The organism is Proteiniphilum sp. (genome assembly GCF_034927365.1).
Lineage (GTDB): Bacteria > Bacteroidota > Bacteroidia > Bacteroidales > Dysgonomonadaceae > Proteiniphilum.
In genome coordinates, this window is the sequence record NZ_JAYFQD010000013.1 from 444,029 (window position 1) to 463,348 (window position 19,320).

Genomic DNA, 19,320 nt, shown 5'->3' on the forward strand with positions numbered 1-19,320 from the left:
ATTATGAAAACCTTGATTTTCCTACAAATTATCCCCTGTATTTACAACATGCCGGTAGTGCATCATAAGTAGCCTGATCTGCTTTATCCTTATCCGTATCATATCCTACCTTGGCGATGGCTTTGCTGACAGCATCGAGACTGGTCTTCTGTGCATCGAAATGCAGATGAAGTTCCTTTTTCTCTGCATTCCATTCGGCCATGGATACACCGTCAACACTTTTTGCGGCCTTCTCGATATTTTCTTTACACATTTCACAAAGTCCCTGCACGGCAAGGGATGCATGCTGATCCTGTTGTGCTGATGCTTTCACTTCGGTTTGTGATGTTGCCGTTTCGCTCTTGGAGCCTGAGTTACATGCTGCGAATGATAGGGTTGCAACAACCACTACTGATAATACATACTTTTTCATTTTATTTTCTTTTTATGGTGAATTGAATTCTGATTCTGCTTTTGTTTAACGAAAGTGAGATGTTTTTGTTCGTTATATTTTGCTTACTTCCTGTATTTACAGCATCCGGGCAGAGCGTCATACACTTTCTGGTCTGCCTTGTGCCGGTCGGTGTCATGTCCCACTTTGGCAATCGCCTCGGATATTTTGTCGAGGCTGGTCTGCGTTGGATTGAAATGAAGGTGTAATTGTTTTGTAGAACCATCCCACGAGGCAGAAGACACGTCTTTCACGCCCATTGCGGTTTTCTCAATGCGGTCTTTACACATTTCGCAAAGGCCTTGTACAGTTATCGTTCCATGTTCATGTCCATCAGGTACCTGTTTATGTGCCTGATTGTTCCCTTCTTGCATGGAATGACCTTCGTGTCCGGTAATGGCATGGCCTGTTTCATTGTTCATCATGCTGCGTTTTCCCGCAAGCTGGGCACTTGCATCGATGGTGAACGCTCCTTTTGTTACGATCTCATCGCCATCTTCTATTCCTGAAAGAACCACATAGCTGTCACCCAATGAAGGTCCGAGCTCTATTTCCCTAAGCAGAAACCCCGGTGTTTCGGTACCGGGTTGCTTTACATATATGATTGAACGCTTCCCGGTCCATAATACTGCCGATTTTGGAATAACGATTTCGTGATTATACTGTTTTAGCGGTGCATTGACAAATGCATCGGCATACATGCCAGGCATTAGTTCCATTCGTGGATTTGCTGTTTCAACCCTGACTTTGGCTGTACGTGTGTTCGGATCAAGTATCGGGTTGATAAAAGAAACCTTACCCGAAAATGATTTTCCCGGGAGCGATTGTAAAGTATATTCCAGCTTATCGCCTATTTTCAGAAAAGGGAGATCGGATTCGTACGCATCGAAAACTGCCCATACTCGCGAGAGATCGGCAATATCGAACAATATGGTTCCGGTGCTGACATAGTCTCCCTGATTCACATTCTTAGAAACCACTATACCTCCGGTATTAGCTGTTATGTCGATCAAGGGGGAGACCTCTCCCGATCGTTCAATTGCGGCTATCTGTTCCTCTGATAATTTCCAGAGAGACAGTTTCTCCCTTACCGCTTCCAACAATGCGGGTTGGAACTCTTTCATCTTTACTGCTTCCAATAACTCTTGCTGCGCACTTAGCAACTCCGGTGAATAGATTGTTGCAATGGTTTGTCCTTTCCGAACACTTTCTCCGGTGAAGCTGACCATCAGCTTCTCGATACGTCCGCCCACGTGGGATGTTTGCGACTGAGAGAGCCGTTCGTCCACCTGGATAGTTCCGTAGAGACGGATGTCCTTTACAGGATTTTGCCTACTGACGATCGTTGTTTGGATGTTGGCCAGAGCCACTGCTTCCTCGCTTAATTGAATGGCATCCGGATCGATGGTGGCATCACCCGATCCGGTTGCTTTCAGAGGGATGAGATCCATGGCACAAAGGGGACATTTCCCCGGTTTGTCCATCCGTATCTGAGGGTGCATGGAACAAGTCCATATCTCTTCCCCATGATCATGGTCGTGTTCTGTTGTTGATGTTTCTTTGCCTGTTGACGAGTCTCCCGGGAAAATCAACCAACCCAGAAATAATCCTGCCAGCAGAATTAATCCATATGTGACATATTTATTGTTCAATGTTTCCTTTATCTTGGTGTTCATATGATTTCTTTTACATTAAAAGTGAAAATTAAAAGAGAAAGTTTATTGTGCGTCTTTATTCTTTACTCTTGAATGAAATAAGCTTCTGTACTGAAGCTACCATCGTATTATAGTCGGCGATAGCTTCTGCTTTTTTTAAACGGTAATCGAGTAATTGACGTTGTATTTGTATGACGTCCGTCAGATCACTTTTTCCGGAGACGAACTCCTGTACCAGCAAATGATAAGTGGTACGGGCAAGTTGCGATTGTTTCTCGTATAAGGCGATCTTTCTTGATGCATCATCCAGTGAATGCCTGATCCGGTAGAGTTCCGTTTGTAAGGTGTTCTGAGTGTTGGCTAATTGATGCCGGTTAGCCTGCCAACGGATACTGCTCTCTTTCTGTTGTGCCTTATATTTGTTGCGATAGATGGGTAGGCTGATAGAAACCATTGGCATGATCATATCCATCCCGTTCATTTCTGTTATCGGGAGTCCTCCGTGACCCATATCCATCCGTTTGCCAATTAGGGAATATTGGAGGCCTATCCCTACCATCGGATAACTCATCTTTTTATCCATTTCCGCTTTGGCCTTGTAAGCCGCCCCTTCTTCATCGATCATTGCCAACATTGGATTGCTCAGACTAATCTGATCTGTTGTTGCAGCGATATCCAAAGAGAAAGGAATCGGAGTGATTGAGTCGGGCAGTTGTATCTTGTTGTTGGCAGGCCTGTTCAGCAGAGCGTTGAAGGCGGCTGCTTCAGCATCTATCTGAGATGAGATACTCTCGATACTGTTCTCCAGTTCAGCGATCTCCAGTTGAATACGTAATACATCCGACATGCCGGAAGAACCGTTCATGCTTTGCATGTTTGTACCGGAGGCCATGGAACCCATCGATGCGGAAGTAGAGGTAGACTGTGAAAGGTTCCCTCCCATGGACGATCCCATGGGACCCATATTTCCCGCTGTCCCCGTATTACCCATAGTCGCAGAGGTGGAACCTGTTGACGTAGTTGTCTGCGTACGCCTCCCAGGACTGGTGTTTCCTGCCGGGGAAGCGGAAAACTTTCGTAAGGCGAGTGTCTCCAATTGCTTTAGATAATCCCTGTTTTCGCGGTTATTTTGTAATTGTTGCTGCAGACTACAAAGTAAAAACCACTGGGTATATACCTCCAGATAAAGATTATCCCTGGTTTCCCTGAACTGGGCAAAAGCCATATTAGCCATGTGTTCGGCTTCCGTACGTGCTGCTTTGCGCGTTCCGAACCAGGGAAACATCTGCATCAGTGTGAAATCGGCAATCTGTCGCCCGTCCATGATCTCCATCGGTTGCAGAAAGAAACCTATTTCGAGTTCAGGATCGGGATAGGCACCCGCCTGTGGTATCTTTTCCAGGGATGCCTTATAGGAAAGAAAATCAGCTTTTACCGCCGGATTGTTACGAGCTGCTATTTCCAGATAGAGGGCAAGTGAATCGGGTGTCTGCCGTGTGACCGCGTCTACGGTAAATGGATCAGTCTGGGCGAATGCTATGTCGGTTGTTACCGAAACAAAAAGCAGTGCAATGAAAAATATTTTTAAAGTGGACATATCTCGTTAATTTTTACTCTTTAATACTATCCTGTTTTTTAATTGCCGATTCGCGCCACCAACATTGAAGCACAGGCACAACGAATATTGTCATGGACTGAATCAACATTCCTCCGAAAGTGGGTATGGCGATTGGTACCATGATGTCGGATCCTCTTCCCGTGGAAGTAAGAATAGGCAGCAAGGCGATCAACGTGACGGCGGTGGTCATGGCAGCCGGACGGACACGCCGTAGGCCTGCGTACACGACCGCTTCCCTGATCTCTTCTTTGGTTTTCGGATTACGTTCAAGAAAGGTATCGTGAATAAACGACCCCATCAATACACCGTCGCTCGTAGAAATACCGAACAATGCGATAAACCCTACCCACACAGCGATACTTAAATTGACCGGGCGCATTTGGAAAAGATCGCGCATATTCAGATCACCGATTGAGAAATTCAGGAACCAGGATTCACCATACAACCATAATAAGATAAATCCTCCGGCAAAAGCGACAAATACTCCCGAAAAATGGATAAATGATGCTGTAAGGGTCTTGAACTGGAAGTAGAGAATGACCAGGATCAGGATTAGACATACCGGGATCAGTATCAGTAAACGGTCGGCTGCACGCTGCTGTTGTTCATAATTACCCGCAAAGGTATAGGATACACCTTGCGGAAGTTGAAGTTCACCCGAGCTTATTTTGTCTTTCAGCATTCTGTCTGCTTCTTTAACCACATCTACTTCTGCCTTTCCCGCAATTTTATCGAAGATGACATATCCTATCAGAAAGGTATTTTCACTTTGAATCATCTGGGCACCCCGGGTATATCCGATGTCAGCTACTTCCTTTAGTGGAATTTGTGCTCCGGTAGCAGTGGGGATAATCAGGTTACCCAATTCCTCAGGATTCTCCCGTAATTCACGCGGATAGCGTAACCTCACGGGAAACCGTTCACGTCCTTCCACAGTTGTTGTTAGGGGCATTCCACCCACTGCCGCACTGATAACGTCCTGCAAGTCGGCTACGGTGATGCCGTACCGTGCCATATTCTGCCGGTTCAGGCCGATTTCCACGTAAGGAGCACCGACGGCCCGGTCGTAAAATACGGTAGAAGGTAAAACGGATGGAATCTCTTTCAATGCGGCTTCAAGCAACTTTCCTCCTTCCTCAATTGCCTCGAGGTTCGGTCCTGATACTTTCAGACCCATTGGTGCGCGCATACCTGTCTGCAGCATTACCAACCGGGCTTCGATGGGTTGGAGTTTGGGGGACGAGGTGAGTCCGGGAAGGTGCGACACGTTTACTATCTCCTGCCATATATCATCGGCCGATTTGATTTCCGGACGCCATTGCCGGAAATAATCACCCCTGCTGTCGATAATCAGGCTGTCTGCCGGAATCAGTCGGAAACCTTCTTCGGGATTGTAGGTTGATCCGCTTTTCAACAGATATTGTCCTTTACCGTTGGTTTTGAAACGCATACGCCTGCCATCCTGGTCGAGGATATATTCCGGGCGATAATTGATAACATTTTCGAACATTTGAGTAGGGGCCGGATCGAGTGCTGAGTTTACACGACCCCACTTGCCGACGGTCATTTCCACTTCGGGAATATTATTGATCCGCTTATCGAGTGCTTCCACAAACTGTAGGTTTTGCTCAATACCGGTATGGGGCATACTTGTCGGCATAAGCAAAAAGGAACCTTCGTTGAGACTTGGCATGAATTCTTCACCTATACCTGGAAATTTATTGATTGACATCTGCCAGAAGGCGGTCTGACGGAATTTTTTCCAACCCACAGTTTCGAATCCCTTTGCGACAAAACCGAATATCGAATCGAATCCCAGCCAGATAGTGAGCCCGAACAGGAGTGTAAAAATCGGGATTACCATAAATTTCCACCGATTGGCCAGACACCACCGTATCAACCGTTCGTAATTATTGATCAGTAGCGTAAAGAATCCGAGGATCAAACCGATAAAGACAATCACCATCACGAAATTTATTATAAAACCCTTTTGAGGACCCATCGGTAACCATTCAGAGGTCAGGAAAACGGTTGCTGTGAGGATCGCAATCCCAGCCGTAATGTAAGTGGTGATCTTTTTACTTTTCCAGCGATGGGCATATAAATTATTTATTCCGAACAAAGGCAGTACGATTGCTGCACCTATTCCTGTGAAGATAAACAGTAAAATACCGCCGACGATGAGTGTGATATTCAGTATCTTTCTTATCCTCCTGGAGGATACCTTCAGCGAAAAGAAATAATAGGTTAGGGTGGGGACGACCGTCATACCCAGGATCAATGCCGATATGAGTGTAATGGTTTTCGTATAGGCAAGTGGTCTGAAGAGTTTACCTTCCTGCGCTTCCAGAAAGAAAACAGGGAGAAAACTGACAATGGTGGTAAGCATGGCTACGATGGTAGGTGTGGAAACCTCGCTCACAGCCTGATGTATCAGTTGCACAAAAGCCTTACCTTTTGTAATACCCTTGTTCTCGGGTTTTTCCATGTGCTGAATGACAATCTCCACAAAGACAACACCGATATCGGTCATTACCCCCACTGCAATGGCGATCCCTGAGAGAGCAACGATATTGGCATCAATATGTAATAGCCGCATTACGATAAAAGTAGCCAGTACCGCTATAGGGAGTAGGCTGGATATCACGACCGATGCCCTAAGATTGACAATGATAATGATGATGACGATGACACTGATAATCATTTCCAGAGTGAGGTCGTCCTCGAGCGTGCCGATAGTCTCCTGTATCAATCCAGACCGGTCGTAGAAGGGAACGACGGTCACTTTCGATACCGTACCGTCGTCAAGGACCTTTTGAGGCAATCCCGATTCTATTTCATCAATCTTCTTTTTCACGTTGTCGATTACCTCAAGCGGATTCGAACCGTACCGGGCGACCACCACGCCGCCTACGGCTTCCACGCCTTCCTTGTCAAGCCCGCCACGCCGGGTGGCTGGGCCAATATTGACAAAAGCTACCTCTTTGATTTTTACCGGAACTCCGTTGCGGACGGTAATTACCGCCTCTTCGAGGTCGGATACGTTTTTAATGTACCCAAGCCCGCGTACCAGGTATTCAGCTTTATTGATTTCGACGGTTTCCGCACCGATATCGAGATTACTTTTTTGTACGGCTCCCATGATATCCATGATAGAAACGCCAAAAGCGCGCATGGCATTAGGATTGATCTCTACCTGGTACTCTTTTATAAATCCACCGATGGAAGCGACTTCCGACACACCTTCGGCTGAAGAGACGGAATATCGTACATAGAAATCCTGTATGGTACGCAATTCCTCGGGATCCCATCCACCTGTAGGTTTTCCCGTCTTCGGGTCGCGCCCTTCCAGCGTGTACCAGAAAATCTGTCCAAGCGCCGTGGCATCGGGACCGAGACTGGGTTGCACCCCCTCGGGTAAGGTGCCGGGCGGTAGAGAGTTGAGTTTTTCCAGGATACGTGAACGGCTCCAGTAAAACTCTATCTCTTCATCGAAGATAATATAGATAAATGACATGCCGAACATGGATGTACTGCGGATGGTTTTTACACCCGGAATACCCAGCAGGGAAGTAGTCAGCGGATAGGTGATCTGATCCTGAATATCTTTAGGTGAGCGTCCCATCCATTCGGTGGCGACGATCTGCTGATTATCGCCGATATCGGGGATTGCATCCACAGGTACAGGATCGCGGGGCAGGATACCTCCGTCCCAACTGAAAGGAGCGGTGGACAATCCCCACGCAATGATCCCTACTAGCAATAGTAGCGTTATAATTCTGTTTTCGAGGAAATATCGAATGATTTTATTGAGCATAGTGAATTTGATTTTATGATGATATCTCACAGTGATTGAACACTGTCAGATATGATTATGCAATTAATTGATCCCTATTGGTACAACCAATCCATATATGGCTGATCGTGTTATTCTGAACGATCAGTTTCGTAAAATCAAATACGGTAAATACAGATGTAAGTGAGCAGATTTACATCTTTCATAAAAAGTCCTCCCGGAGGAAAATCCGTAAGAGGGGTACGAATATCGGTTTCAGGATCCGGCAATTGAATTATTCCGGTTAGAACGGATCCTACATTCTCAATAGAAAAGGATAAGGGACGGGAAGTCTGCTGTTCTGCTTTATTTTGGTAATCATCGGTAGTGAACTCCAGTAATTCCGTATTACAGCAACTATTTCTGGCAATGTACCGTCCATGATTTTGATTGTCGGCTTCATGAGTGTTGTAGAAATCACAACAGGAGTGGTTGTCTCCAAGGTTTATCAGGCCTGCAGAATTAATATCTGTGGCAGTATGTACCGTGAAAAGATCGAAAGACTTCAACTTGCCACCACAGAAGTGTATTGCGATAACAGGTTGTATCGCAAAAATCATCATGATTGGAAGTAATAATATGGCAGTTGCTCTATTCATCTACATTCATTCCATCGTCGGTGAAGATTTCATTTTGTATCCGCTAAACCAAAATGTTGATATGAACGGTACAACAAAGAAACACCAAGCTAGTTTACAAAAGTATCAATTATTTTTGATTTAAGAATTAAAAGAGCAGTTAATACAAAAAAAGTGGCTCCAAGATCTTTTTGATGACTCCTGGAGCCGCTTACTATCAGAAGACTATTCTTTCAGTCGTACCAGTTTTTCCCGTATTTCATAGCGTTTTTCAGCTGACATATAGCTGTAATTCAGTGTGATGGTTTCCGTTTCAAGATTATAGTTGCTTTCTCCTAAATCACTTACTTGGTTGTGTGTATTATTCCTGGAGGAACTGAAAATCAGAATCCAAAGTCGTCTATTACGATATCTTCCACTTCATCGTGTTCAATTTCAATGGTGTTCTGTGTGCTCAGTCCTTCCACGTAGATGGCTTTGTAGGGAATGGCGGGACAGACATATTCACAGCCGCCGCAACCTACGCATATTTTTGGTTCTATTTCGGGAATGGTAAGATGCCCCTTGTACGGAACCATACGTACAGCTTGTGTGGGGCAGTGTTCCGAGCAAGCCCCGCAACTTGTCTCGTCGTAGTAAACGATACAGTTTTCAATAATCAATTGTACTTGTCCCATCTGGGTGTGGTTCTTTACCTCTTTAGTGAGGGGGAGGATGGCTCCGGTGGGACATACCTCTCCGCAGATGGTACAGTCATAATTACAGAATCCATGGTCGAAGTAAAGCTTGGGCTGCATCATTCCTCCTAAACCATATTCCAGGAAAGCGGGCTTGATCACGTGTGACGGGCATTTACTCACACAAAGATGGCATGAGATACATTTTTCCCGTAAATGATCGAAAGATGGTGTTCCAGGAGGTGCGACAGGGAGTTGTCGTTTAAACTCCTTCCTCGGGAGCAACTCATCTGAGATTATCTCCTGCGCGATAAGTTTTCCCGCGGCCAATCCCGTAATTAATGACGCGGAAAGGAAGCGGCGTTTCGACGCATCTACCGGTTTCTTTTCGTTCAGATAGGTGTAAGCAGGTGCTACATCTGCTCCTTTTTTCCTGCTCGGCCGCTTCAAAGTGTATTTCATCGCGTTGCGGTTACAACTTTCTATGCAGTTGAAGCAGGTGACACAACGGCTATGATCGATTTGCTTGCTTTTTGAATCGATGCAGGAAGCTTTACACTTCATGGCGCATAATCCGCACATATTGCATTTTTCATCTACGAACCGGATCCTGAACAGAGAGTATTTACTGAGCAAACCGAGGGTGGTTCCTACAGGACAGATGGTATTGCACCAGGTCCTGCCGTTGCGCCATGCCAGATAACCTATGACCAACAAGGTGAGGAGGGCTGTAATAACAGAAAAAAGGCTGAGTGTATAGATGCTGACCTTATAAAAAGTGAAATTGTTGAAAGTGGTAAAAATAGCTTCTAAAAGGTTATTGCCGGCAAGATATGCAGGCCGGAACAAATGGGTGGCGATCCTTCCGTATGCACCGTACGGGTCGAGTAAACCCAGTAAAAAGGTAAAACCGAAAATGAATGATATCACTGTGCCTGCCAGTACACTCCAGCGGAGAATGCTTTTGGCTTCACTGTACCGGTATTTTTTCTTTCTGTGAAATCTCTTGGAAAACCATGCCACTATATCCTGATATACCCCCATGGGACAAATGGAAGAACAGTACACCCTTCCGAAGAGGAGGGTTAGGCCCGCCAATGATACCAGAATAACAATATTGAGAGCCAGAAGAGCCGGGATCAATTGTATTTCGGCCAGAAAACTGAGCTGAGCGGGCAGAATCTCCCTGAAATCGAGGAAATAGAGTGTGAGCAGTGTAAAGAGGATCAGAGAGAGAGTAATACGAATTTTTTTCAACATGATGTGCACAGTTTAACACCGACAATACTATCCGAGGGAAGGTGCCGGTTAAGATTGTCGGTGATAATGATACAAAGGAAAGGTGGATTATATGCGCAGTCTCCTGATATTCAGGTTGTCCAGTTTCATGGTGCCAATGCCTAATTCTTCTCCTTTGGCAATATGCGTCACATTTTCAAGTGGCATTTCACGTGCCTGGTTGAAGAAATTGGCGGCGGCGGTATCGGCTGCGACAATATCCTGGGAGATAAAGATCCCTTTGGAGAGTACCACATCGGAGAGCGATTTTCCTCTGGGACCGCTGGTTTTCATCAGCCTGTATGCATCCACCACGTTTAAAACAGGTTTTTTGGAGTATGTACATACGTCGGCAATGCATTGTTGCAAATCGTTGGCGTGGAAGTATCCCCTGTCCCATACAATCCCCATATAATTTTTCATGGAGATAGTGAGTTGGGCACCTCCGTGGTTTTTCAGGATGGGGACATTGATCCATTTGTCGCAGTCCACGATCGCCTGATGGATCTTGGCTGCTTTCAGGCTTTTTCCTTTGGGTAGGGATACCTCTTTGTAATAAGACTCCTGATGAGCTGGTATCACTTTGGCACCTGCTTTCTTGGCTGCCTCTTCAATACCGCTATTGGCATAAGATTTCCGCCAGTCGTCACAGGTATGGTCAAATACTGTCACCTCTGCTGCACCGGCATCGAAACATTGTTTAATAATTTCCTCCACCAATTTAGGATTTGTATTGGCTGCCATCTCTATTGGCTGATCCCATCCGATATTAGGTTTTAGACATATTTTATCACCTTTGCTGATGAAGTTGCTCATTCCTCCCATCTCGGCGATCGCTTTGCGGAACATTGCTTCCGGTTCGCCTCCCATTACGGCTACCAAATCATATTTTTTGGCGGCGTTGGCGGTTTCGAACGACTGGGTGAGTACGCTCATCGCATCTGTCTCTTTCACTGTGGTCAGTGCTGCTCCTGTGAGAGCTACTGCTCGTAAGAAATTCCGTCTATCCATAATCATGCTTTATTTAGATTGGCTGGTGTCTATTTCCAGCCTGTTTGAATTTCTATTGTCATTAAATCCGTACCCTTATTCCTCCGAAGATTGTGGTACCCGGCATCGGGTATCCGGCGTTGATCTCATATTTCTGACCAAGCAGATTTTCACCTCTTGCAAAGATATCCAAGTTGCCGGTGAGTTTGAAACTGGCGCGTGCATTCCAGAGAACAAAACTCTCCTGCAGAGATTCGGCCGGGGAGGTGTGCATGTTTCCAATATATTGTACTCCGGAAGAGAGATTCCAGCGTCCTCTGTTATAATTTCCTCCCACATGGAGTTTGTGCTCCGGTGCATAGAGTATTTTATAGGTCATATCCAGATAACTGTAGTTTGCAGAAAAGCGTAGGCTGGGTGTTGCCTGATAAGTAGTGCTGACCTCGAACCCTTTGTTCTCCACTTCTCCAATATTATCCCATTGCCCGACATTCGGTTGAACTTGCTGTATCATGTTGTCACCGTTTATGTAAAAGAGATTGACTCCTACACTCAATCTGTTGTTCATAAGCATTTGAAGCAGCGATATCTCGTAGTTCATCAACCGTTCCGGTTTCAGATTCGCATTTTGCGACGGAAACATATACATTTCCCGGATGGTGGGATTACGAAATCCTTTGCTCACGATTGCTTTCAGAACGGTAGCATTCGAAGGAGTGAAACTGGCGCCTAATTGCGGAATCCATTCAGATCCGTTGATTTCATGATGATCTAACCTGATACCCGCGTTAAGTATCAGCTTGTTATCCAGGATTGTTTGCTGCATGTTCAGATATCCCGCTATATCGTAGAGGGTGGTATCTACTAACTGTTTGTTGTCTGCTTCATCAGGAAATTTATTCTTAGCCTCACCTCCGAAATGTTGAAAGTCGAATCCGGCCGTTGTTTTATTTCCTTTTACTAAAGAATAGGATTGGTAGAGAGAGACTCCAGCCATCCGGTCGGATGAGTTAAAGCGTTGTGGTAAAGGTTGTCCCCCCTCTCTGTATCCATCGTTAATCCGATGTGTACCGAAGTTATAAAACAGCTTTACCGCTCCTGATGTGTTTGCATATTCGTTTTCGAGGGCAAGAGAGGTCATTCCCCGGGTGATGTCGGCATCGTTATCGATCATGGGGATAGCGACCATCCCCGGGTTAGAAGACTCTGTATTTGAGATATTAAAGTCTGCAAAACTTTTCCAGTTGCCTGAAATTTCATACCCCACCTTAGCGTAGCCGTTCCACTGTTCAAACTCCATGTTTTCACGGTGTCCGTCGGAACGGTTGTAGCCTATATTCCCGGCCACATTCAACCGATCCTTTTTCCATCCGGAGGATGCTTCTGCATTCAACGTGTTGTAACTCCCGTACATTACCTGTGCCGTGCCATAGGATCCATCCTGCTGTTGTTTTTTTGTGATGAGATTGATCACTCCTCCCATGGCATTCGAGCCATAGAGAACCGAAGCGGGGCCCCGCACTACTTCTACCCGTTCCGTCATCATCGACTGGTAACTGTCGGCTAAAGGATGCCCCATCAATCCCATATATTGTGGATGTCCGTCAATCAATACCAATACACCGGCAGTAGGGGCACCTCCAATCCCGCGGATAGACATCCCACCGGCTGATCCGTTAGATACCCCGTAGCCCATTACTCCTCTCTGGGTGATGAACAGTCCCGGTACCTCTTCGGCAAGTAAGGGTAGGAGGGAGGGTTGCATCCTTTCTTCAATCTGTTTTTCAGAGATAACGGATATGCTCATTGGCAGGTTGCGCAGATTGATTTTGGACATAGCGCCGGTGACAATGACTTCGTCCAGCCGAACGGTGTCGTTTAACCTTTCATCGGGTTCATTACTGTAGTAGTTGTTCCCCGCTGCCACCGTGAGTGCCGACAGCATAATACAGTATAATAAGAGGGTGATTTTAGACATACTTACCCTGATCATTGCTTGTTATAAATAATAATTGTGTCAGTAGAAAGAGAGTGCTCCCGGTTATATTATCCAGGGAAATTTAAAGCAGGATTCGTCGTAAAGCGAATAATCGGCTTTCCCGTTTACAGCAAAAGTTTTTATTTGTCTGGCGTCCTGTAAGAGATCAATAGCATATTGTACGGTAGCCCCGGTTTTTATGCGATCTTCCACCAAAAGGATCGATTTGCCTTTATATTCAAAATCGACCGGGGAGATTAATTTTGGAGTTTCGTACTTCGGTTTCTGATACTGGTCACGCAGATTGATCTTCAGGAGTTGTATCTCTATGTTCAACCGCTGGTTGATGATGGCTGCCGGAATGATGCCTCCGTTGGCAATAGCGACGATCATGTCAAAGGTTTCATGAAAGGTGATTTCACGAAACCGTTGCATGACTTCCTCAAATGATTTTCCGGCAATCATTTTATATTTTGGCTATTGCTTTGAGCAAGAGATAACCGCCAAAGAGTTGTACCAGCATCCCGGGGACACCGAGCCGGAAATCCTGTACGGCAATGACAAAATTTTGTGTCATGGCCCATTCTATACCGGTTCCGATCAGTTGATAAGCGAGAATAGCCAGTAAGATGCCTATCAATGATACTTTTCCGAAATACTTCGCAGCCATTGCGGCAGCGATCGCCAGAATAACGGATTTGATCATGATAGCCGGCAGTACAGCTGCGGGAGGCATGCCGAAGAGCAGGTGATTGGCCAGCGGGGATAAGATGGCGGTCAGTAATCCCACGTGGATGCCATATTTATAAGCAGCGATCAGTGTAAAGAAGTAGATAGGCAGGAAGATAAGTCCTCCCTGTGGTACAAGATGAGCCAACTGCGGTAAAAGCAGGTTGCCGACAATAAAGATCGTTGCGAAGAGATAGGTCTTCGTGTTACTGAGGTTCAGAGAGTGTAATTTGACTGTTGTTGACATAATTGGTTGTTTTATATCGTAATTCCTACAAAACTATGAATTAAATTGTTGAATCGAAAAAATGAGATAGTTATTTTTTATTTAAAAAATAAAAAAGCAGGGATCACTCATTGTTTGCTGAAGCGTCATTTAAAAATAAATGACGTATAATTATCTGTTTTTAAAGAGCATTGGTAGAAATTCTGAGAGATAGATCCTCCAGTTTTTCCATGTATGTCCTCCTTCCGATTCCCTATATACATACGGGAAGTTCATGCCGTCGAGTTTTTTCCTGTAATCGATATTTGCCTGGTAAAGAAAATCATCTTTACCTATGGCAATCCAGTACAGGGTATAGCCGTTAGCTTTTTGTGCGGATAGCGTTCCGTCTATGTTATCATATACTTTTGACTTTACAGCTTCATTGGGCATGATGGCGGCAGAGAAAAGTCCCATGTAATCGAATGTTTTTGGGTAATATCTGGAAATGTGCAAGGTATGAAATCCACCCATGGAGAGGCCGGCAATTGCCCTTCCTTTCTTTTTAGGGATGGTCCGGTATTGGGAGTCTACAAACCGGATAATTTCGTGGAAAGTCTCTTCATATTTTCCATCCATGGTATGGGGTAACCGGAATTGCGGCTTGTAAAAACCCAGGTTCGATTCACCCGGGGCAGCTTCCTGCGCCACATTCCCGTTGGGCATCACCATGATCATCGGCTCGGCTTTGCCTTGGGCAATCAGGTTATCCAGTATCTGGGAAGCGCGTCCGAGGGTCATCCATGCCTCTTCATCCCCACCCATGCCATGTAGCAGGTAGAGGACCGGATAGGACTTTTTATTCTCTTCATAACCGGGTGGTGTATAGATTGTGATCCTGCGGGTCATGTCGTTATCCGGCGATTTATACCACCTCTTGGCTATTGTACCGTGCGGAACACTGTTTACCTTGTAGAGGTCTGCCTGTCCACCTCCGATGAGTAAAACGTTGAGTGTGCTGGCCACATCACGCCGGTAGTACACGTTATTGGGATCGTTCATTTCCAGTCCGTCCACCCTGAAGGCATAAGTGTATAATTCGGAAGGAAACGGTTTCGTTGTAAAGCTCCAGACTCCGTCGGCATCTTTGGTCATCCTGGCATTCTCCCCGGAGGTCAGGAAATCCCCCGTAACAGATACGCTACTGGCGTTTGGTGCTGTTAACCGGAACGTAACAGAATTGTCGGCATGTATCTCCGGAGAGATAATTTCTTTCTTCTGCCCGGAGGAGAGATTCTCCTGCGCTTGAACGTTTACTGTGAAAAGCAGCATCAATGTTACCGCCAAAATAGAGGAAAATAATATCTTCATATTCTATTCAGATTGGAAAGTTTTTCAATTCGTTTTAAAACATAATAAAGGGTTAATTTAATTACCTTTGATCTAAAACCCTCCTTCAATGCTTCAGTTTACAAAACTAATAAAAACTATCGGTTATGAAAAATATGTTCCGGAGGAAAAAATAAAAATCAGGGAATGGCTTTCTTGTCCATTGTTCAGGTGAACAGGATTTTTTTATTTGTGGGATTATCCTTAATTTTGTCATTATCCTTGAGAAACAGCGATGAATTATATGAATGAAAATAGTTAACAATGAAACTACATGAGGCTATAAAACAGGTTTTGAAGGAAGCTAATTCCGGAATGACAGCAAAGGATATTGCAGTGTCAATTAATAAGAATGATTATTATTCACATAATGACCGGGGATTTTTGTATCTAGGCCAGATTTATAGCTGTATTAAAGATTATCCGTCACTTTTTCAGAATATAAATGGGTATATTGTATTGGTTAATAATCATACCTGGAACAATATATTGAACAGTTATGAGTATTTGACCCAAAGCCTCAAAGGTATTTTTATACAGGCTGATATCCAATTCATAATAGCTGTTCTCTTTTATTACAAACGATTGGTAGATATTAATCATCGTACCGGTCGTGGTTACCCGATAGAATTTGAAAAAAAATCAACAGATCTATTCGAGAAATTGGTGGATGAGGGACAGTTCCTGATTAAAGGCTTTAAATCTATAGAGGAATATAAGATTGCTCCGGAGGGAATTTTCGAAGAATGTGCAAGATTAGTATCAAAACTGGATCAAAATAAAATCCAGGAGATATGGTCTATCATAAAGCGGGTTCAAACGGATGATTTAAGTGACAAGGAATTTGGGGCTATATACGAGCACCTTATTACTCTTAATACTTTGGATGATAATAAGTCGTCTCTTAACCACACATCCTACAGCTTACGGCAATTAATGGTTGAATTACTGAAAGTAAAAGATGGGTCATCAGTGTATGATCCTGTAGCAGGAATAGGGGATTTACTGGTTGAAGTATCGCTCAATACAGGTAAGCGTATCCAAGGCTATGGCACAGAAATTAATCGACGAATAGCTCAACTTGCCAGTATGAATGTATTGATGCATGGATGCGATAATATACATATCGATGCGAAAGATTGTTTTGAACAGATAAAAACGGATAAAAAATATGACTATATAGTCGGGGATTTGCCCGCCAATGGTATTACCAACTCAGTGGAATATTATAAGCTTTATGATCAGTATGGTCTTTCAGCGCCAAAATCGGGTAAGAGTTTTGGGGCGTTGGTACTATTTGCTTTGTCAAAACTGAGACCCGGAGGTAAGGCTGTATTGACGGTATCCGATGGTTTTTTGGTGAAAAAGGGGAAAGAGCAGGAAATCAGGGAACTGCTCATCAAAAATGATTTGATCGAAACCATTATCAGTCTTCCCCCCGGTACTTTAAGGCCATTTACCGGAGCCAAATCATCTTTGATCATACTGAATTGTGATAAACCCGGGGAATTAAAAGGTCGTATTCATTTTATTGTAGGAAGAATAAGTGATCAGACACCAAAATATGTGATTTTGGATAATGAGGAAATTCTTTACTTATATAACAGGAAAGAATCGTTTGAAAAGAATGCACAAATAGTACACATCGAAGATTTAAGGCCCAATGTAAATTTACTGGCAGAATCGTATGATGCCCAGTTCCTGCTTGCCAACAGTATGTTGAGGGACGGTAAAGCGAAACTTCTGGCCGATTTAGTACATGTTCAATCGGGTGTAAATCCTGAGAAGTATGTTATTCAGCAAAATGGAGATATTCCATTGATAAAAGTTGAAAAATTATCAAAGGATATTCTGGATATCAATCTCAACACTCAAAGCAATGAGGGTATTATTTACCAATCCCGATACGAGAGAAATGTAATCTCTGAAGAATGTATATTGGTAGCTCGTATTGGAGATAACCTGAAACCAACCCTTTTCAAGCCTACGGATAGGGTCCCTGCAATTTTGCCTCATAATAATGTCTATGCGTTAATTCCAAATAATAGAATAGAGTTAAGTATAGAGTATTTATATTATCAATTGCATTCTGCTTTTATTCAGGAGCAGATTGAGAAACGCAAGCAGGGAGCTGTGATGCCTTACATCAGTATTGCAGGTCTTGAAGAGACCGTTATACCCTATATGAGCCTGGAAGCCCAGCATGAGTTTGTGCAAACCCAGAAAGCGAACCTGATCGCTGAAGAACGGAATAAGATAGAAGAACGGATCAAAGCATTGGGTTATAAAGAGGAAACAAAACAAGTTGAAGCCGATGTCATAAAGACATTGACGCATCAGCTAAGACCTACGTTTTCCGGATTGAATGGGATTACAAAACGTATAGAAAGAATTGTACAACGAGAAGAATTAGGTCATTTGAAAGAGTATGACAAGATAGAATTGAATGTGGATCCTGAAATTGAACGACATATATCCTTTCCTGAGAATTATACCCTTGATCAATTAATATACAACCTCTCCAAGGAAACTCAACATCTGAGTGACATTCTTACCAATGTGGATAAGGTGATGAATTTTAAATTACTACCGGAGGAATTAAGGGAAGAAAATATACTGGATTTTTTGAATGAATACAGGGCGCAGAAGATTGTAGAGCGTAATGGTGAATATGGTATAGAGGTAAGAGGAGAGTCTGTTTCAGTCCTTTTACATAAAACCTCTTTTAAGGAATTGTTGGATCAATTACTGATCAATGCTGAGAAACATGCATTTATCGATCAGTATAAAAACCAATCGAATAAAGTAATATTTATTGTGCGTTACAATAAAAGAAGAGAGGTTGTCTCCATTGAATATTCGAACAATGGAAAACCTTATGAACTAACTCAAAAAGACTTTGTGGCGGCATTTGAAAAAGGGAGTAGGAGCAAAGGCTCAGGAATCGGGGGCAATTATATCAATCGGGTTGTCGCGGCACATAAGGGAAAGCTAATCGTAGAAGAAAATAATAAAAAAGGTTTTTCATTGACCATTGAATTACCCACGCCAAATAGTAGCATGTATGAATAGTATTATTTTAGTTGATGATGATAATGAATTCATCAGGAACTTTACCAATGAGGCATACGCTAAAAAAATTACTGTGGCAGCAAAAACCAGCCTCGAAGGATTAAAGCAATTGCTTCCTGCTTATGCCCATAAATATGCAGCAGTTGTGTTAGATATAAAATGCCTTCTCCGGGATGACCAGGCAAAAGAAGATGCGTCTTTTATAACTTCAGCACTTAAATATTTGGATTCTACAATATCCGGATTTCCCCGGTTTATCTTGACCGGTGATGATTCTGAATTTGATACCCTCAAAAGATATTACACGGAAGAAAAAATGTTTATAAAGAAGCCTGATGATCAGGAAAGGCTTTTGAATGAGTTATTGTATTGTGTGCAAAATGCAGAACCACTCAGGATCAAAAGAGAGAATTTTGACATCTTTGATGCATTTGAACGTGGATTACTCCCTACAAACAAGGAGGTGACGGTGTTGAATATCATACGACGCTACGATGAGAAAGATCCGGCCAATTTTAAAGGTGTGATCGGAGATATAAGAGAGATCCACGAAGAAGTTTATAAGTCACTCAATAATAGAAATAAAGCGATAGTTCCCGATAGATATATCAATGCTAACGGTTCTCCCTCTTTCAGTGGCGATTTTTATAAGCATCTATTGGGAAACCCGGATCATAGGAGCGGTTTTGCTCCTACTACTCCTGTTTATCAGGATAGTACAGTCTCCTGCCATACTAAGCTCATCCACAGCGCTTGTAGCGAGTACCTGCACGGGACATCAAGGACAGGATTTTCAATTTCATCCTATACTTTGAAAAGTTTAATTAATAGCCTGATGGAAATAATAATCTGGTCAAAGCAATATTGAAAACATCCTCAAAGACTA

General features: G+C 43.8%; 13 protein-coding genes. 2 read left to right on the forward strand and 11 right to left on the reverse strand.

The genetic code is table 11. The features are described from left to right. Positions 1-28: 28 nt before the first annotated feature. The 11 genes from VB073_RS10750 to VB073_RS10800 form a co-directional block, all read right to left on the reverse strand. Complete coding sequence (locus VB073_RS10750) at positions 29-412, reverse strand: heavy metal-associated domain-containing protein (protein ID WP_323404170.1); 384 nt, start codon at positions 410-412, stop codon at positions 29-31. Positions 413-495: 83 nt separating this feature from the next. Then, positions 496-2,106 carry an efflux RND transporter periplasmic adaptor subunit gene (locus VB073_RS10755; protein ID WP_323404171.1) on the reverse strand — a complete coding sequence of 537 codons (1,611 nt, stop codon included), beginning with the start codon at positions 2,104-2,106 and terminating at the stop codon, positions 496-498. A gap of 55 nt (positions 2,107-2,161) precedes the next feature. Further along, the gene (locus tag VB073_RS10760) at positions 2,162-3,682 is read right to left on the reverse strand and encodes a TolC family protein (protein WP_323404172.1); all 1,521 of its coding nucleotides are present in this window, start codon (positions 3,680-3,682) and stop codon (positions 2,162-2,164) included. A gap of 13 nt (positions 3,683-3,695) precedes the next feature. Further along, on the reverse strand, positions 3,696-7,520 hold the full coding sequence (locus tag VB073_RS10765; protein ID WP_323404173.1) for an efflux RND transporter permease subunit: 3,825 nt from the start codon (positions 7,518-7,520) through the stop codon (positions 3,696-3,698). A gap of 137 nt (positions 7,521-7,657) precedes the next feature. After that, on the reverse strand, positions 7,658-8,137 hold the full coding sequence (locus VB073_RS10770; RefSeq protein WP_323404174.1) for a hypothetical protein: 480 nt from the start codon (positions 8,135-8,137) through the stop codon (positions 7,658-7,660). A gap of 362 nt (positions 8,138-8,499) precedes the next feature. Beyond that, the gene (locus VB073_RS10775) at positions 8,500-10,053 is read right to left on the reverse strand and encodes a 4Fe-4S dicluster domain-containing protein (protein ID WP_323404175.1); all 1,554 of its coding nucleotides are present in this window, start codon (positions 10,051-10,053) and stop codon (positions 8,500-8,502) included. Between the two features lie 87 nt (positions 10,054-10,140). After that, positions 10,141-11,082, reverse strand: a complete 942-nt coding sequence (locus tag VB073_RS10780; RefSeq protein WP_323404176.1) for a DUF362 domain-containing protein — start codon at positions 11,080-11,082, stop codon at positions 10,141-10,143. A 61-nt stretch (positions 11,083-11,143) separates the two neighbouring features. Beyond that, entirely contained in the window at positions 11,144-13,039 is a 1,896-nt protein-coding gene (locus VB073_RS10785; RefSeq protein ID WP_323404177.1) for a TonB-dependent receptor, read from the reverse strand. 63 nt (positions 13,040-13,102) lie between these two features. After that, the gene (locus VB073_RS10790; RefSeq protein WP_323404178.1) at positions 13,103-13,504 is read right to left on the reverse strand and encodes a phosphoribosyltransferase; all 402 of its coding nucleotides are present in this window, start codon (positions 13,502-13,504) and stop codon (positions 13,103-13,105) included. A 1-nt stretch (position 13,505) separates the two neighbouring features. Continuing rightward, the gene (locus VB073_RS10795) at positions 13,506-14,015 is read right to left on the reverse strand and encodes an ECF transporter S component (RefSeq protein WP_323404179.1); all 510 of its coding nucleotides are present in this window, start codon (positions 14,013-14,015) and stop codon (positions 13,506-13,508) included. Positions 14,016-14,165: 150 nt separating this feature from the next. Further along, a complete protein-coding gene (locus VB073_RS10800; RefSeq protein ID WP_323404180.1) occupies positions 14,166-15,344 on the reverse strand; it encodes an esterase in 1,179 nt (392 codons plus the stop codon). Positions 15,345-15,626: 282 nt separating this feature from the next. Between VB073_RS10800 and VB073_RS10805 the strand changes: the two genes are divergently transcribed. After that, on the forward strand, positions 15,627-18,434 hold the full coding sequence (locus VB073_RS10805; RefSeq protein ID WP_323404181.1) for an N-6 DNA methylase: 2,808 nt from the start codon (positions 15,627-15,629) through the stop codon (positions 18,432-18,434). Next, positions 18,427-19,302 (forward strand): hypothetical protein, encoded by an 876-nt coding sequence (locus tag VB073_RS10810; RefSeq protein ID WP_323404182.1) that lies wholly within the window; start codon positions 18,427-18,429, stop codon positions 19,300-19,302. The genes VB073_RS10805 and VB073_RS10810 overlap by 8 nt, the downstream gene beginning before the upstream one ends. Positions 19,303-19,320 lie beyond the last annotated feature (18 nt).

What these genes read in the sequence shown, in the direction of transcription:
- VB073_RS10765 (WP_323404173.1), bottom strand. Translation starts at nt 7,520, where the DNA reads ATGCTCAATAAAATCATTCGATATTTCCTCGAAAACAGAATTATAACG.
- VB073_RS10785 (WP_323404177.1), bottom strand. Translation starts at nt 13,039, where the DNA reads ATGTCTAAAATCACCCTCTTATTATACTGTATTATGCTGTCGGCACTC.
- VB073_RS10775 (WP_323404175.1), bottom strand. Translation starts at nt 10,053, where the DNA reads ATGTTGAAAAAAATTCGTATTACTCTCTCTCTGATCCTCTTTACACTG.
- VB073_RS10795 (WP_323404179.1), bottom strand. Translation starts at nt 14,015, where the DNA reads ATGTCAACAACAGTCAAATTACACTCTCTGAACCTCAGTAACACGAAG.
- VB073_RS10750 (WP_323404170.1), bottom strand. Translation starts at nt 412, where the DNA reads ATGAAAAAGTATGTATTATCAGTAGTGGTTGTTGCAACCCTATCATTC.
- VB073_RS10780 (WP_323404176.1), bottom strand. Translation starts at nt 11,082, where the DNA reads ATGGATAGACGGAATTTCTTACGAGCAGTAGCTCTCACAGGAGCAGCA.
- VB073_RS10790 (WP_323404178.1), bottom strand. Translation starts at nt 13,504, where the DNA reads ATGATTGCCGGAAAATCATTTGAGGAAGTCATGCAACGGTTTCGTGAA.
- VB073_RS10805 (WP_323404181.1), top strand. Translation starts at nt 15,627, where the DNA reads ATGAAACTACATGAGGCTATAAAACAGGTTTTGAAGGAAGCTAATTCC.
- VB073_RS10810 (WP_323404182.1), top strand. Translation starts at nt 18,427, where the DNA reads ATGAATAGTATTATTTTAGTTGATGATGATAATGAATTCATCAGGAAC.
- VB073_RS10770 (WP_323404174.1), bottom strand. Translation starts at nt 8,137, where the DNA reads ATGAATAGAGCAACTGCCATATTATTACTTCCAATCATGATGATTTTT.
- VB073_RS10760 (WP_323404172.1), bottom strand. Translation starts at nt 3,682, where the DNA reads ATGTCCACTTTAAAAATATTTTTCATTGCACTGCTTTTTGTTTCGGTA.
- VB073_RS10755 (WP_323404171.1), bottom strand. Translation starts at nt 2,106, where the DNA reads ATGAACACCAAGATAAAGGAAACATTGAACAATAAATATGTCACATAT.
- VB073_RS10800 (WP_323404180.1), bottom strand. Translation starts at nt 15,344, where the DNA reads ATGAAGATATTATTTTCCTCTATTTTGGCGGTAACATTGATGCTGCTT.